We start from the raw sequence: 15,205 nt of genomic DNA on the forward strand, positions 1-15,205 counted from the left end.
TGGCTCAGAAATCGCAGGTGGTGTAAATAGAATGCTGAGGCTGACCAGTAATAGACGGTGAAGCAGCATATAGCCTCCTACAAGACATAAAAACGGCATGATGTCAGTGTAGATTATATATGTTGTTTTGAGAAAAAGAGCGATTGGATCAGTCAGTTTTCTTATAAACGAATTTCTTCAGGGTCGATTGGTTTTTCTTTTTTGAATTGCATGAAGAACTTACGTGTTAAATGAGGAATAAGCAGTTTCAGTGGCATTCTTTTTAAATGTCCGCGCAAGTAAAGAAAGGTTTCTGTTTGAACGTGCCCTAGCTGCTTATCTGGTGGAAAACTACAGCAAAATATTCGAGTAAACGCAAGATCTAGCATCATTTGGTAGGCTGAGTTCGCGCTAAATTGTTGGTAGTGGGATATGACGTGCGCTGGGACGGAGAGATGAAAAATAGACGCACAATAGCGTAAGGCGATAAAAATAGCGTCGCCGTTATCTAGCTCATCGGTGGTTTGAATAAGGTTGTGCCAAAAGCTAGGGTCTTTTTGAAATCGGGTAAATAATAGATATAAATCGTACAGATCTCGGGTGCCTTTGTGGTATTCGCTTTCATAAAAAAGGTGGATGGCACTGTGCAATACCATGGCTTCCGGTTTTAATATTCGGCAGTTGGGGTTGCTGTCTGAAAGCGGGATGGAATGATTGAGCCATATTTCTCCAGGGCGTGATTGTTTAAGCGTTTTTGGCAAAATATTAAAGTGAACATCCAGCTCAGTACCTCGCTCAAGATGTTTTAAGGGTGGGATCTCCTGAGAGTACTCTCGGTAAAACTTGTTGTCATAGCTGTTTATTTTTGTGGTGATCCAGCCTGATCCCATCAAGACTTTTTCAGTTCGGGGGAGGGATTCCTCTGATATTAAAATATCGATGTCACCGATAAAACGACCGGAGAACTCTTCAAAGCCTGCTAGGTGGTAAGCTGCCCCTTTTAAATACACAAAGGGGTGTGTGATAGGTGTTAATAAATCTGACAACTGTTGATGCTCTAATTTCAGTTGTAGGACTTGGTTCTGAAATTGCAGGTCACTGCTGTGCAAGTGGGTTAGGAATTTATGGGGGAGTATTGATTTTAGTTCGTGCTGGTTGAGAATGCAGCTAAGCTGGCTCAGCATGTTATGGAATCTAGCTTCACAAATCAGATCCGACAATTGATGTGTTGTTAAATGCGTTATTTTTTCTGGGTTACGCATAACTTCTAGTAGTTGGGCCATATTTTGTCCACGCATCCTTGTGTGGTGATCAGTTCACTTGAGCAAGTGTTTGTGCCAGCTGTGCCTCACAGCGCTGCAAGTTATTATATTCAATATAGACAGTTTGGGTTGTATTAATCAATTCTTTAGCGCACACAAAACCTTCAGTGCCTAATACCCCGATATTAAAACTGTTTTTTATTAACTCCATTAAAGCATGGCTTGGTTTTACGGGTTCAATATAACAGCTCTCGCTTGGCTGGTAGTTAACAAAAACGAGTAATTTGGGGGAAACCCCTTGTTTTAAATTAATGGAAGGGAGGTGGTTTGGAGCCAGCAGACATACTGATCCTTTGTGAGTGTCTTTGGCAACTGTACTGAAGCTTTTATTTTCATAATATGGCTTCATTATTTCAATGGATCTGTTTTTTAAACTGATCGGTCTTCCGGTTCCATACAGGGTTAATGATTTAGGGCAAACAAGAGCCAATTCATCGGACAATAAATTCCAGCCCTGAGAAGCTAAATAAGCACATAAGGTACTTTTTCCTGATCCAGAAGGGGCTGAAATAATGATGCCTTTACCATTTTTTTCTAAGGTTGCTGCGTGAATAATAAGATACTGGTGTGCTTGAGTAGAGAGCACCCAGTTCATTCCCCATTCCATCATTGCATGAGCTTGATCTGAAGGAAGGGGTTTAAAGGGCTGGCGGTGATTAAACGAGAAACAAACCTGAGGACGTATGATGGAGCGCGGAAACGGGCTTGGGGTGAGTGCAATATGAAAATCGACAAAAGTGTCGTCATTTGGAGGCACAATATTATGCTGATAGTGGCTCTCAAGGTATTGATGTAAATGAGGAAGTGGGCTTTCGACGTGAAAGGTGATAGGCCCAACATCAAGTAAATAGCTTTTATTGTTGTTTATCATAGGCAGCAATCACTTCCATGGAGATCAGCTTATTGATTAACTCAGGGGAGCACCTAGCGAGAGCGTCCTGCTCATCATTACTGTCAATAATCGCACTGTTTGTGTTGGTTTTGCTTTCTAGAAGGTGCAGCAGAGGCAGTAAACTGGTATTGCACAGCATAGTTTCTCTGTTGGCGGGGCTGAACAAGACGAGTTCTTCCCCACAAACGAAGGTGCAATCAGAAACAGTAAATAAAGGGTTCAGGTGGTATTGCATTGCTTCCATGTAATGTAGCTCCTGTTAATCCCAAGTGTTCAGTAAATCTCGAAATGTTGGTAAATGTGTGATTCCACTAGCGGATGCTGCTGAAAGAGCTACACCATCATCTACTATGGTATCAATGATAGCCATTGCCGTATTGTTAAATGCGGTAAGCGCTGATAATTGTACACTGGATGAAGTGTATGGGTAGTTAATGATAGATGGTGAGAGTAAGCTATTAAAATAACCAGCCACAATGAATCTTTGTATATTGGGTTCATTGACGTATATGGTTGGGCATGATCCTCCGCCAATTTTTTTTATTTTAATTGGAATTTTTATCTTAGGGTTATTAGGTGGCATCGTTTGCCGAAAGTTTGGGTTTGGTGAAGCTGAACTTTTGAATTTGAACTTATAACCTCGGTATGTTTGAAAACTAAATGCGCCACTAAAAAAGAAGCTATCAAAAGATGTTGTGCCATCTACACCTAAGGCTTGCAGTGCCTCTAAAACAGGGTATTTACTGTCCCCAGATGATGCATCAAGAACGGTGTGCCAATACCCCGGTGATTTCGCTGCTGCCGAAGAGCAAGCATGAGGGTGAGAGGCGTTACCTGATAAGAGCGTGGTAACACTACAATCATGTGGTTCGGCCCAAGCCAGTGGGCTTTTGATTGACATTAAAATAGGAGACACAGTAGCGGATGTCTGCAGGAAGCGTCGCCTAGAGAAGCGAGAGCTTTCTTTAGGTTGTCGAAGCCCCGACTCTGGTTGAGATTTTTCGGGCTGTTCATAGTCCTTCATTTTTTTTCCTCAAGTCGTCACTTAAGAATTACAAGCGCACTATGTACGCTCTTCATGCTTATTCCTTAAGCAAGAAGCAATCCACCACAAGAGCGGAATATTTAATGTTTTACTATCAGTTGTTTAGAGCTTTTTCTATTTAATATTATGACTTCTGATAAGTCTCCTTGTAAAAAAAGCTGACAGCTGCAGCCAGTTATCTAGAGCGTCCGTAATTCGAAAATATAGTTGGAAGGAGTAGATTATTTACCTATCAGCAACATCCCAGAATAAGTCTAGTACAAAAATTGGCGCAGTGGGGAAAGAGATTAAATTAGTTTCGTTCAGATTTTATTGGGCAGAAGCCCCGATTGAGAAATAGCTGCTATAACTTACGTTACTGACCAATCAATCAGTCATAAAGAAGCTCTTTTATGATGTGATAATCTGCTGCAACGTAAATAGAGGGGAGAACATGAACGCTTCGAGTAACGTTGAGATTCTTAAAGAAGCTTATCAAAAATGGAACGATAACAAACAAGACAGTTTTCAACATTGGATGGATCTGATGGCTGATAACGTTCAATTAAACTCAATTTCTAATGGTGAGCCAGGAATGGAGTTTACTCGCACCTGTCACGGTAAAAAGGATGTTCTTCGTTATTTCACAGAGCTTGCTGAGGTATGGGAAATGCTTCATTACACTGCAGAGGAGTTTATTTCCGAAGGAGAGAGGGTTGTAATGATTGGCCGCTGTGCGTGGAAACATCGTCATACGGGGAAAGTAGTGGAAACCCCTAAAGTGGACATTATTAGAATGAGAGACTCGAAGATTGTCGAGTTCTACGAGCTTTTTGATACAGAAAAAGCTCGTAGTGCCACATTAGAGTGATTCTACTAACGCGCTATATTCGTGGATGATTTGTGATGTTATGGGATCGTTGTTTTTATTCCTACGCTGATAATGTTCCACTGTTTTTGTAAGGTAGTCATTATCTTCTTTTCGAGTGAAGTCCCACATAAGGGAGCCGACGGGTGAGAGGCTTTTATTGCTGAAGGTTGATACGTGGAGTACTTCATAAAAGCGTTTATTATCATGTACTAAACTTTCATCAATTAACCCAAACCCGAGCTGGATTAAAGCATGGCGTACTTTGTAATTATGGTGTACCGGACATAACAAAAATTCGAGTCCACGATTTGGATACTTATCTAAAATAGATTGTACTAGTTGGATGAGTAAATCCCCTCCAACACCTGCGATGATAATTAGGTTTTTCTGGCTACAGTCGTTAAGCAATGGGATGCTTGCAACGTCAGAGCAGTGCACTTTCCAATGACTGTTTGATGTTGTAAGACCTTCAAGGCGCTGTTGTAAATCACGCATCAAAGGTTCAACAATATCAACAAAATGAATAGTATCAGCGGCGGACCTTGCTAAAAGAGTCTGACCAAGTAAACCGTGATCGCAGCAGCAATCCCAGATGTGGTCGTAGTGTTTGGTGATCATTTGATTGATTTTTTGGAGGCGTTTGCTGATTTTCAAAAGGGCTATCTTTAGTTCTGAGGTGTTTTGCGCGGCATGATAGCAAAAACTTTGATTTTATTTGAGTGGAGGAGTTAATGATTATTGCTGCGAAAAAGAAGGTGGGCAGGTGAACACCTTCTTTGTGCTGGTGGTGACTAATAGTGTGGCTTAATAGTATAAGTAGCCAGTTAGCTTGGAGTAGATATCTTCATTTCGCCAATTGAGGTAGCCTGTTTCTGAGCGCAAGCTCCACTGAGAGTTTGGAGACCATTGCCAGCTTGCTGTAATTTTACTGTGATGATCCACATTTGAGTCGAGCAAATAAGCACTGCTTGCTGCAATAGCTAACTTGTTATTTGATGTTGCTTGCCAGACAACGCCTGTTTCTAGCCCTAACCCAATTTCAACATCGTTGTGGGTAATATCTCCTGTATTCAACTCTGTTGAGCCCAGCATGTAGCCATGCAGTTTGTTTGGGTTGCCCCATGATTTACCGTAGCCACCTTGAATAAACCAACGGCTTGATCGGCGCTTCGAATCGGGCTGGCGATCGTAGCCAGAGCGAATATTCCAAGACCAGCTATCAAAAACACGGTTGTCTGAAGCTAAAGACATCGCATCGAGTAGATATAGGCGTTCTAATCGAGTTGTGCCATGTTCCGTTACGCTCAGCTCTGTATCTAAAAAGCTAATTTGAGCACCAGGAATAAAGCCTTGTGGTGCATCTAATAAGTCATGGTAAGAAGCACGCCAAGTTAGATTAAGTGTGTTGTCGCTTTCTTTACTGTGTGAGTAAGCTACACCAAGTCTTGCTGAACCATGGCCTTGCTCTGGGGATACTTCAGGTTTTATTACAGGTTCAAAGGGTGAGCGTACTTGCAGTTTACTGCGTTCACGTAAGAGATCGGTAAGCTGGGGCGCTGTAACTTCACGATCTAAACCTTCATCGTAAAATTTAAAGTTCAGCCATTCATAGGCCATTTCTAAAATAGCGGCTTGCTCTTGCAGTGAATACTGATCCTCTGATGGGTAATTACCGTTCATCGCCTCTTTTACTGCTGCAAGGTTATGGTCATCCATTTGATCTGAATAATGAAGCAGCTTGGTTCCAAAGGCTGCGCGATAATTTGGCTCATCCAGAAGCCCCTTGTCTCGTAATACTGCGACAGTATCGGATGGTATCGCTTGTAGTGGGAACTCACCTGTTAAATCAAGATCTTCTTTAGCTAGTTGTAATAGGGCAAGAAGTTGGTATGAGCAATTTTCATCAAGGAAGTAATAATCAAAGCGAGCGTGCTGCAATTCCCATAAATGAAGTAATATGTTTTCGACTTCTTGTTCTGAGAAATTCAGTTTATATTCCCAAATATCGCGAGACTCTAGATCATTATATTCGCGCACCTTACGGTAATAAGGCATCAGTGAGAAAGCGCCAGGGTATTGGCCTATTAAACCTTTAATCGCAAATAAGGCGGCATTGTCTGTGCTGTCTGGCTCTGCGGCAAAATTTACTGCAAATGCAACTAGCTCTTTATTTCTCGTCTGATCTTTTGCATCGATTCTAATTAAGGTATGGCCAAACATAGAAGAAGGGCTGTTCATAAAGGCAGTCGGGAAGACGAGTGTCATGCCTTTAGGATCAATAATTCTTTTCCATTGCTCCATCTCTGGGCAAGAGGGTTCTTTCCAGTTTGTTCCTAACTTCTTTTTGAGCCATTTGAAACGAGCAGGGTATTGGCAGGCGGCTGTTTGAAATTGTGTTGGATCTGTTTGATTAAATGCGTCAAGCGTGGCATTTAGCTCTGCTGCTGGGTTTCGTTTACCTATTGGAGACAAAAAGAATTCAAGGCTGTCGACTTCACTTTTCCATTCAGACGTAACGGCTGGACGATAATGACCGAGCTGCAACCAATATGGATCGTTAGCTATATCATTTTTAGAAAAAGAATCGGCATGAGATGGGCTACTAAAAAGAGCAGCGGGAAGCAGGAGAGAAAGTAATTTTTTAGACATCATAACCACAAACAAAAGTGCTCCTGTAATAGGAGCACTTTATTTCATCTACATTAAGCGAAATTAAGACAGAGTATAAGTCGCTAGAGCTGCATCTTGTGCAATTAGAGCGTTCAGGTTAGTTAGAACGTCTTGAGAGTTAACATCACCAGAAGTGAATACTTCAGAGAAGTTAGCTTGAGCAAGATTAGAGAATGCAGCTTGGTCTTCAGCTTGGATACCCCAAACTTCAGATAGAGTTGCAAGAGTCTCGCCTTCGCCTTTAGCGATATCACGAGCTAGGTTATCCATGTTGCCATCGATGAACATAGCTAGTTTTTCACGAGATGTGATTTCACCGTCTGCAGAACAACCAAGAGTACCAAACGTGATACCGAAAGTTTGGTTACCAGAAGTACCGTTAGTAGTAGCACCTAGAACTTTTGATGCTAAGCCTGACTTACCTTCGAAGATCATAGTACCAAGACCACAACCAATGTCTTGGTCAGCCATTGCATTTGAGAAAGGAAGGAAAGAAATCGCAGCCACTGCTAGTAATTTTTTCATTATTTAAGTCCCTTTACCCGAATAGTTTGCGGGTATTAAAGTAAATTTCATTCTTTTTATGTGCTGTCAGATAAAGTTATCTGACCAGCTAATTAGGCACGAATATGCGGCACTAATCAATATCTAATATGTAATAAGGTTGTATTTATTAGGTTTTATAGCAATAAGTTTGCATTTTAGTGTCAATATGAAGGAAATATTCAGTAACAGGCTGTCTATTAAGCCATTTAAATAGTGAGCCTAAATCTTCATAAAGTGAACTGGATCGATTTATAAAATTTATTAATGACAAACAAGGATAGATCGTCTATATAATCCGCTCTTATTAACAGTGTTTTATTTACTCCATTACAAAATAAGTTATTACTAAATCAATAATGAAGGGAACCGGATGAAAATTGGGTTAGGTCAGGGTAAAATAGCTGTTTTGCCTGTGAGAAAAACCGTAGTTGCGACAGCTTTATTACTCGCATTAGCAGGATGTAATAGTGGGGGCGGAGATTCCGCACAAGTACCGAGTATATCTGCATTAAATAATGCCCCTGTTATCACTCTAGGTGAAGATAAAACCGTGGGGGGTAATGTCTCAGTAGTGCTATTAGCAACCGCAACTGATTCGGATGGCCATATTGTTAGTACTAAGTGGCTCCAGACTGGTGGTACATCAGTTTCTATATTTAATGAGGATAATCAAGCTGCATCCTTTACTTCACCAGTTGTCGGTGTCGAAGAAGTATTAACTTTTGAGTTTAAAGCGACCGATAATAAAGGTAAAACATCTACGGCTTCGACAAAAATCACCGTAGTACCAAAAGTGAATGTACCTCCCGTAGTAACAGTAAATGCAGATAAAACGGTAGAGAGTGGTGTTTCAGTAACTTTGCGAGCAACTGCAACTGATTCGGATGGTCACATTAAGAGTACTAAATGGGTGCAAACCAGTGGTACCGCGGTCTCAATATCGAACGAAGATAACTTAATTGCAGCGTTTACGTCGCCTATTGTCAGTGCTGATGAAGTATTAACCTTTGAGTTTAAAGCGACGGATGATAAAGGTGAAGTGTCTTCAGCTTCGACAAATATAACAGTAGCTAAAAAAGAAAATACACCGCCTGTTGTGAATGCAGGTGCTGATCAGAATGTTACAGAAGGGAATATCGTTACGTTATCAGGTTCAGCCACAGATGTTGATAACAATATTGCATCTTATCAATGGAAACAAATCTCAGGCCGGGCGGTAACTTTACGTGATGCCAGCGCACAATCATCGACATTTACCGCCCCAGATTTGATAGCTGATGAAACGTTAGAATTTGAATTTACCGTTACAGATAAAGAGGGGGCAAGCCATTCTGATCGTGTTCAGGTTCATGTTTCAGCTATTTCTGTACCTTCCATTAATGCTTCGTTGTCTGGCAGTTACCGGGTAGGCTCAAAGGTGTACGTAGATAGTGATATTAATGATCCACTGTCATCAGATAATATCGCTAATAACAGTTTCTCTGAAGCTCAACGGATTCCTAATTTTTCTGTTGTGAATGGCTTTTCGACTAAGGAAGGCACAGGTAAACAAGGTGACCGTTTGTCTAGCATTGGGGATCGCTCAGATGTTTACAGCGCTACTTTACAAAAAGATCAAACGATCACATTGAAAGTTATTGATGCTAGATATGGCGAGTCATACTCAGGAGATTTGGATTTATACCTTTATAACTCAGATTTGGATCAAGTAGCTAGTTCTGTACGTGTGAGGAATGATGAACTTATTACAGTTCCTAAAGATGGTGAGTATTATATTGAAGTCTCCGCATATTCTGGGGGCTCAAGGTATGTATTGTCTTTAGAGCAAGTTAGCACCACCGAAGTAAACAGAAGAGGAAATGCGGACTTTAAAGCGGGTGAAGCGATAGTCCAACTTAACCAAGGCGTTTCAAGCTATGCCGCTGCGTCTAATTCTGATGTGAAAGTGAATCTCTCTAATTCTTCAGAAGTTCAGCTAGTGAATTTTGAGTTCTCAAAAAATCAAGTTCAGGTTCAATCTAGCACAGCAGAAAAGAGTGTAGAGCAAGAGTTATTAGCGAAGAACCCAGAAAGTTGGGAAAAGAGAAAGACGTTAGAGCATATAAAACGTTTAAATCAGCAGGCAGGAGTAAAATTAGCAGAGCCTAACTATATTGTTCAGCCGTTAGCGATTCCTAATGACGCTTTATATTCACAGCAATGGCATTATCCGGCGATTAATCTTCCTGCTGCATGGGATATTACGACAGGGTCACGTGCAAGCAACGACGTTATTGTTGCTGTTGCAGATACTGGTGTATTTTTGGATCATCCCGAGTTCGCTGGTCAGCTCGTTCCAGGTTATGACTTTATTAAAGATACGAAAACATCGAATGACGGTGATGGGATAGACAATAATCCAGATGATCCTGGTGATGATGACGGTAGACGTGGAGACAGCTGGCATGGCACCCACGTTGCAGGAACCGTTGCAGCAAAAACAAATAACAACAGTGATATTGCTGGCGTGGCTTGGAACGCGAAGATCATGCCGTTACGTGTACTTGGTATTGGTGGTGGCACAACTTACGATATCGTTCAGTCAGTACTCTTTGCTGCGGGTTTAGAAAATGACAGTGGAACAGTACCACAGCAAAAAGCTGACATTCTTAACATGAGTTTGGGTGGGTACGGTTACAGTTTTTTTGCTCAGGAAGCGTATACTAAGGCGCGAAACGCTGGCGTTATTATCGTTGCGGCCTCTGGTAATGATAATACGAGTAGACACTTTTACCCTGCCTCTTATGATGGTGTTATTTCTGTTGGCGCGACAGACAGAAATAATAACAGATCGTGGTATTCAAATTATGGTACTGCGCTTGATATCGCTGCCCCTGGAGGTGATACGAATAAAGACTTAGATTTCAACGGTCACGTTGATGGGGTATTAAGTACCTTAGTCACGAAAGTGGCGGGGCATCGTGCTGCGACGACGTCATACTACGACGGGACTTCGATGGCCACACCACACGTTGCGGGTGTATTAGCACTGATGCGTGCTGTGCACCCAAGTATCACCCCAGATCAAGTTGATAGACTTATCTCTTCTGGTCAGATAACAACAGATTTAGGTAATGCAGGACGTGACGATTTGTATGGTCATGGGCTTATTGATGCCTTTAAAGCGGTTCGAGAAGCACAAAAGCTAGCAAATGGTGGAACCTTGCCAGAATTGCCAGCCAAATTTGTTGTTTCGCCACCTGTTTTCAATATGGGTGTGGGGTCAACGGAAGCGTCGTTTGTTATTAGTAACGAAGGCGAGGCAATATCTGCTGTATCTAATATTACCAGTGATGCAAATTGGTTAAGTGTTAGCCCTGTTAATGTTGATGTAAATGGTTTAGGTGAATATAAAACCGTGGTTGATCGTTCTGGTTTAAGTAACGCTAATTATCAAGGGACAGTGACCATTAACTTTGATAATGGCGATAAGCTGACGGTTTCTGTACAGATGCAGGTTCAGGATTCAACACAACCTGGTGTCAGTGCGAAAGCTTATGTTCTGCTATTAAACTCTGAGAACAGTGTCGTGGCACAAATAGCTGCGATTAAGCAGGATAGTGGAGAATACAATTTCAGCTTCTCTAATATTGATGTAGGTTCATATAATATTGTCGCTGGGAGCGATGTTGATAATGACGCTAAGATCTGCCAGCTAGGTGAAACGTGTGGTGGTTATCCATTACTGGATGGTCTAGGCACAATCCAAGTTATTGATAAGGATATTACAGGTTTAGATTTTATATTAGATATGACCAATGAAACTCAGAGTAAACGTATTGGTGAGGCTGGTTACCAGAGGTTATATACAGATAGATAGTTTTTAGCTGATCTCTTCCTCTATTAGCCCCAATGCCGTAGTAGGTGTTGGGGCTTTTTTACGATGGAGTATCGATGATTTCATTTGATAGTAACGTGGTTAGGTCTTGGTTTTTTGGTTTGATAAAAGGCAGTATCGTCTATTATTAATAGATAAAATTAGACGGCAGCTTTAACCTTTAAGCTGATGTGGATGCATATGAAATATAAAGCATTAGTTATTATTCTCACATGTTTATTCATGCCCTTAAAAGGCTTTACTCATAGTGCTCACTGTGAAGACACGAAATTAAATCGTTTAATGGAGGATATGAAGTTTCAACTTAAAGCTTACACAGAAGCATTTAAACAAGATGATACGAAGTTAATGCAGGAGTCATTATTAAAGTTAGAAGAATATACGATCAAATCAAAAGATTATATCCCTCTGAAAATCCTTAATAATATGGACTCTAATACCACAACAATAATGGATCTCACCGAAATACAGCTGGAAGACTTTAAAAATTACGAGCATGAAATAAATCGGCTTCTCACTTATATAGAGCGGCTTAAGCGTACATCAGACAAAAGTACAATAAAGTCAACATTGAAGACGATCAAAAAGCACAGTAAAAAAAGCCATAAGCTATTCTTAAAAGACTGCCACTGATCATTGAGGTAGTTAGATGGAAAAGGTAAAAGTTTGGGATCGCTTCATTCGTTTCTATCACTGGTTTCAAGTTGCCCTTTTAGTTGCCTTGTGGTGGACGGCTGAAGAAGGTGAGATAGAATGGCACTTCTTGTTAGCTTATGTTTTACTATGTCTTTGGATAACTCGCATTATATGGGGTTGTTTTGGTAGTGATACAGCCAAGTTTAATGAGTTTATTCATCATCCTATTGAAGTCCTTTCTCATGCTAGAGATATTCATCGAGGAGAGCATTCGCATTATGCTGGGCACACTCCATTAGGTGGCTACATGGTGGCGCTAATGCTGTTTCTCTTAGGTGTGCAGTTAATTACCGGTTTATTCAGTTGTGATGATGTTATGACGGAAGGACCCCTCTATTCCTATGTGAGTGAAGAGGTCGCTGATTTTATGCTTCAAACTCACATTAAAAATTTTGATGTACTGGTTGTTTTAGCCGTACTTCATATTATCGTTATCTTTGCCTATTTATCTAAGCAGCATAATCTGATTATCCCTATGTTATGGGGCTCTAAAAAACTCCCTAAAGGAACAGAAGTAAACTTAAAAGGCTGCTGGGTTGCATTTGTTATTTTTTTCATTTTAACTTCTATTGTGTTATTTATTTTTACACCTGATTTGATGATGTAAAAAATAAGGCGTACATCGATGATATACGCCTTTATTTTATTGTTTAGGTACTTTTCTTTTAGTCGTGGTCATGCACGCGGTATTGATACTGTACCATCACAGCAGCTTGGTAAAGCATAACACCAGGGCCCGTTGAATATTCTCTAACAGTGACTTCTTGATAGTTTATTTTAAATGAACCAGGGTCAATATCATCATCATGCACTTTTAACATTGTGCGTAAATCTTTAGAGGATTTGCTGTTTAATGACTGCATAATCGAATAGCCGCGATCATACGCCGTTGATTTACTATTAACCGACTCTGATTTTAAAATTGTTGTGCTGGTTCTGCTACCAAAATTATGAGCTAACGCTTGGGCACTAAACAAGGATAAAGCAATGACAGTGCAGAGTGCTTTTTTCATGATTATCTCCAGTGTGCTTTATTATCATATATGATTTTAGGAAAATAAGCTGACACCTAACTGACAGCCAGATTACAAAACTGTCAGCTTTTATAACCTATTGGAATGTATTAGGTTGAATTTATTTTGGAAGTTTAACGAAAAAAATAGTGGCCTTGTTATTTGAATGAAGCGTGATGTGTCCTTTCATTGCATTTACGATAGAGCGAACAATGGTTAAGCCAACACCGATATGTATCTCATTTGTGTTGGAAGGTGTATGCACTTTTGATTGATATTTCCACTCAAAAATCATTGATTGTTCAGCCTGAGGAATGGGAGCACCGTGATTCAATACTGCAATTTGAATGGAAGACTTATTCTCTGTGAGGATGATTTTTACTGTGCTTTCTTGATTGGCATAGCAGATTGCATTTGAAAGAAGGTTTCCAATAATTTGCCTCAGTAGCCCTGAATCGCTCAGACAGGTAACTTGTCCTATGACGCTAATAGAGACGGATTTTTGATCGGCCAGAAGTTGGTAATATTCAGAAACTTTTTGGGATAATTTATTAAGATTAATTTGTTCTGTTTTTATGGCCAGTTGATTGCTTTCTGCCTTTGCAATTAACAACATATCTGTAATCGTTTTTGATAAATATTCCAGCTCTTCAAGATTTGAGGTGAGGGTTTCTCGGTAATCTTGTGGCGTACGTTCGCCTGTAAGCATGATCTGATTATGAAGTGTCATGGAAGAAAGGGGGGTACGCAGTTCGTGAGCTAAATTGGTCGAGAAAAAAGACAGTTTATTAAAGGATGACTCTAGCCGAGAAAGCATATTATTAAGGGCGGCAATTAAAGGTTGCAGTTCGACAGGGGCTTTATCGTTGCTTAAACGAGTTGATAAAGAAGTGACATTAATGCTGTTGGCATCTTTACCTAATTTTCGTACAGGCTTTAACCCTCGCCATGAAATCCAGTAACCAATTACAGTTAAAGAGATAAGTGCGATAGTGAAGACTTTAAATAGAGAGTGGGTCAGTTCGGTGATAAAAAACTGATGTTTACTGGTATCCATAATAATAATCGCTGTGAGTAGGCCGTGATAGGTTGTTTTCTGAGAAAGTGTGATGCCGCGATAATAGTTGGTGCCATCTTTCCAGTCGGTGATGAGCCCATCTGAGGCAAACACTTGAATGGAAGGGTAGGGATAATGGGGACCTTTATGGTAAATTTCAGTTTCTTCTTCGTTTAATAGGTATAAAGCGAGGTCGTCGGTATTGCCTATTAGAGTATCTAGAAATAATGTGGCTTCCTCAACACTTAAATTTTCAATGATTGAGAGCGTTGAAACAAGCTTCGAACTTAAGGCATCTTGATCATGTTTATCTATATATTCATAGGTATAGCTAAAAACAACTTTGGCAGTAGTAATAATAATAACGATGATACTGATAGCAAATAAGCTCGCTATATTTGCAGTTAAAGAGGGCTGAAGCTTTAGCATCGGTACTCCATTACATAACCCATGCCTCTAACCGTATGTATGAGCTTATGTTGAAAGCCGTCATCAATCCTTTTTCTTAATCTTTTAACGGCGACCTCGATAACATTCGTATCACTGTGGAAATTTATATCCCATATTTTACTGGCGATGAGTGTCTTTGATAAAATTTCGCCTTCGTGTTGCATAAAAAATTCGAGTAAAGCTAATTCCTTAGGGGTTAATTCGATTTTTTCTTTTGAACGAGTCACTTTTCGTTTTATTTGATCAAGCTCCAGATCGGCTACAATAAGTGTTGTCGGCTTCTTCTCACCGCTAATTTTTCTGAATTGGTTTCGAATTCTTGCAACTAACTCGCTGAATGAAAAAGGCTTGACTAAGTAATCATCAGCGCCAAGCTCAAGTCCCATGACTCTATCATCCACGCTGTCTCTGGCAGTTAAAATGATGACTAATTGAGTTGGATCGTATTTACGAACCTGTTTTAGTATTTCCCAACCATTGATATTTGGCAGCATGATATCAAGCAAGATCAGATCATAATCTGGAGAGAGTGCGAGATTTAAGCCTTCAACCCCATCAAAAACAAGGTCTATGACAAAGCCTGTTTCCGTTAGTCCTTGTTTTAAATACAGCCCGAGTTTTTTTTCATCCTCAATAATTAATATTTTCATAAAATAACCAACATCATAGTCGTGCATAAAAAGCTTAGTTTAAGTAAAGCGCTTTTCCTAATAGCATGAATTTTTCTTACCTTATTGAAGTGATAGAACAGGATGTTGCCTAAACTTGAACAGATTACGCAAGATCTGGTCAGCCAACCATACGCTGT

14 protein-coding genes are annotated in these 15,205 nt (G+C 40.3%); 4 read left to right on the plus strand and 10 right to left on the minus strand.

Annotated elements, in window-relative coordinates:
- Positions 1 to 161: 161 nt before the first annotated feature.
- From MHO82_RS21235 to MHO82_RS21250, 4 genes are read right to left on the minus strand one after another with little or no spacing between them, the layout of a single operon-like run.
- Positions 162 to 1,262, minus strand: coding sequence for a nucleotidyltransferase family protein (locus MHO82_RS21235; protein ID WP_239187573.1), 1,101 nt, complete (start codon positions 1,260 to 1,262; stop codon positions 162 to 164).
- Positions 1,263 to 1,290: 28 nt separating this feature from the next.
- Entirely contained in the window at positions 1,291 to 2,172 is an 882-nt protein-coding gene (locus tag MHO82_RS21240; protein ID WP_239187575.1) for an HprK-related kinase A, read from the minus strand.
- The gene (locus MHO82_RS21245) at positions 2,156 to 2,437 is read right to left on the minus strand and encodes a hypothetical protein (protein ID WP_239187577.1); all 282 of its coding nucleotides are present in this window, start codon (positions 2,435 to 2,437) and stop codon (positions 2,156 to 2,158) included. Before MHO82_RS21245 ends, MHO82_RS21240 begins: the two co-directional genes overlap by 17 nt.
- Positions 2,438 to 2,452: 15 nt before the next feature.
- On the minus strand, positions 2,453 to 3,217 hold the full coding sequence (locus MHO82_RS21250; RefSeq protein WP_239187579.1) for a hypothetical protein: 765 nt from the start codon (positions 3,215 to 3,217) through the stop codon (positions 2,453 to 2,455).
- A gap of 454 nt (positions 3,218 to 3,671) precedes the next feature.
- Between MHO82_RS21250 and MHO82_RS21255 the strand changes: the two genes are divergently transcribed.
- Complete coding sequence (locus MHO82_RS21255) at positions 3,672 to 4,088, plus strand: nuclear transport factor 2 family protein (protein ID WP_239187581.1); 417 nt, start codon at positions 3,672 to 3,674, stop codon at positions 4,086 to 4,088.
- Here the strand turns inward: MHO82_RS21255 and MHO82_RS21260 are convergent.
- The 3 genes from MHO82_RS21260 to MHO82_RS21270 form a co-directional block, all read right to left on the minus strand.
- On the minus strand, positions 4,080 to 4,742 hold the full coding sequence (locus MHO82_RS21260; protein ID WP_275440720.1) for a tRNA (adenine(22)-N(1))-methyltransferase TrmK: 663 nt from the start codon (positions 4,740 to 4,742) through the stop codon (positions 4,080 to 4,082). The two genes, MHO82_RS21255 and MHO82_RS21260, sit on opposite strands and share 9 nt — an antisense overlap.
- Positions 4,743 to 4,892: 150 nt before the next feature.
- Positions 4,893 to 6,746 (minus strand): DUF4105 domain-containing protein, encoded by a 1,854-nt coding sequence (locus tag MHO82_RS21265; RefSeq protein ID WP_239187718.1) that lies wholly within the window; start codon positions 6,744 to 6,746, stop codon positions 4,893 to 4,895.
- A 54-nt stretch (positions 6,747 to 6,800) separates the two neighbouring features.
- A complete protein-coding gene (locus MHO82_RS21270) occupies positions 6,801 to 7,283 on the minus strand; it encodes a DUF3015 domain-containing protein (protein WP_239187585.1) in 483 nt (160 codons plus the stop codon).
- Between the two features lie 391 nt (positions 7,284 to 7,674).
- Between MHO82_RS21270 and MHO82_RS21275 the strand changes: the two genes are divergently transcribed.
- The 3 genes from MHO82_RS21275 (at position 7,675) to MHO82_RS21285 (ending at position 12,484) form a co-directional block, all read left to right on the plus strand.
- Positions 7,675 to 11,163, plus strand: a complete 3,489-nt coding sequence (locus tag MHO82_RS21275) for a S8 family serine peptidase (protein WP_239187587.1) — start codon at positions 7,675 to 7,677, stop codon at positions 11,161 to 11,163.
- A gap of 198 nt (positions 11,164 to 11,361) precedes the next feature.
- Positions 11,362 to 11,814: a hypothetical protein gene (locus MHO82_RS21280; protein WP_239187589.1), complete on the plus strand. Its 453-nt coding sequence runs from the start codon at positions 11,362 to 11,364 to the stop codon at positions 11,812 to 11,814.
- A 16-nt stretch (positions 11,815 to 11,830) separates the two neighbouring features.
- Positions 11,831 to 12,484, plus strand: a complete 654-nt coding sequence (locus MHO82_RS21285) for a cytochrome b/b6 domain-containing protein (protein WP_239187591.1) — start codon at positions 11,831 to 11,833, stop codon at positions 12,482 to 12,484.
- Positions 12,485 to 12,542: 58 nt separating this feature from the next.
- Here MHO82_RS21285 and MHO82_RS21290 read toward each other — a convergent pair whose 3' ends face one another.
- The 3 genes from MHO82_RS21290 to MHO82_RS21300 all read right to left on the minus strand — a co-directional run bounded on the left by MHO82_RS21290 (position 12,543) and on the right by MHO82_RS21300 (position 15,047).
- Positions 12,543 to 12,890, minus strand: a complete 348-nt coding sequence (locus MHO82_RS21290) for a DUF3316 domain-containing protein (RefSeq protein WP_239187594.1) — start codon at positions 12,888 to 12,890, stop codon at positions 12,543 to 12,545.
- A 121-nt stretch (positions 12,891 to 13,011) separates the two neighbouring features.
- Positions 13,012 to 14,376, minus strand: coding sequence for a heavy metal sensor histidine kinase (locus tag MHO82_RS21295; protein WP_239187598.1), 1,365 nt, complete (start codon positions 14,374 to 14,376; stop codon positions 13,012 to 13,014).
- Positions 14,370 to 15,047 (minus strand): heavy metal response regulator transcription factor, encoded by a 678-nt coding sequence (locus tag MHO82_RS21300; RefSeq protein WP_239187601.1) that lies wholly within the window; start codon positions 15,045 to 15,047, stop codon positions 14,370 to 14,372. The genes MHO82_RS21295 and MHO82_RS21300 overlap by 7 nt, the downstream gene beginning before the upstream one ends.
- Positions 15,048 to 15,205: the final 158 nt, after the last annotated feature.

This window comes from Vibrio sp. Of7-15 (genome assembly GCF_022347565.1).
Classification (GTDB): domain Bacteria; phylum Pseudomonadota; class Gammaproteobacteria; order Enterobacterales; family Vibrionaceae; genus NORP241.

Bases quoted from the DNA above. Each gene is read 5' to 3' on its own strand.
- MHO82_RS21235 (WP_239187573.1), bottom strand. From the start codon at position 1,262: ATGGCCCAACTACTAGAAGTTATGCGTAACCCAGAAAAAATAACGCAT.
- MHO82_RS21240 (WP_239187575.1), bottom strand. From the start codon at position 2,172: ATGATAAACAACAATAAAAGCTATTTACTTGATGTTGGGCCTATCACC.
- MHO82_RS21245 (WP_239187577.1), bottom strand. From the start codon at position 2,437: ATGGAAGCAATGCAATACCACCTGAACCCTTTATTTACTGTTTCTGAT.
- MHO82_RS21250 (WP_239187579.1), bottom strand. From the start codon at position 3,217: ATGAAGGACTATGAACAGCCCGAAAAATCTCAACCAGAGTCGGGGCTT.
- MHO82_RS21255 (WP_239187581.1), top strand. From the start codon at position 3,672: ATGAACGCTTCGAGTAACGTTGAGATTCTTAAAGAAGCTTATCAAAAA.
- MHO82_RS21270 (WP_239187585.1), bottom strand. From the start codon at position 7,283: ATGAAAAAATTACTAGCAGTGGCTGCGATTTCTTTCCTTCCTTTCTCA.
- MHO82_RS21275 (WP_239187587.1), top strand. From the start codon at position 7,675: ATGAAAATTGGGTTAGGTCAGGGTAAAATAGCTGTTTTGCCTGTGAGA.
- MHO82_RS21280 (WP_239187589.1), top strand. From the start codon at position 11,362: ATGAAATATAAAGCATTAGTTATTATTCTCACATGTTTATTCATGCCC.
- MHO82_RS21285 (WP_239187591.1), top strand. From the start codon at position 11,831: ATGGAAAAGGTAAAAGTTTGGGATCGCTTCATTCGTTTCTATCACTGG.
- MHO82_RS21290 (WP_239187594.1), bottom strand. From the start codon at position 12,890: ATGAAAAAAGCACTCTGCACTGTCATTGCTTTATCCTTGTTTAGTGCC.
- MHO82_RS21295 (WP_239187598.1), bottom strand. From the start codon at position 14,376: ATGCTAAAGCTTCAGCCCTCTTTAACTGCAAATATAGCGAGCTTATTT.
- MHO82_RS21300 (WP_239187601.1), bottom strand. From the start codon at position 15,047: ATGAAAATATTAATTATTGAGGATGAAAAAAAACTCGGGCTGTATTTA.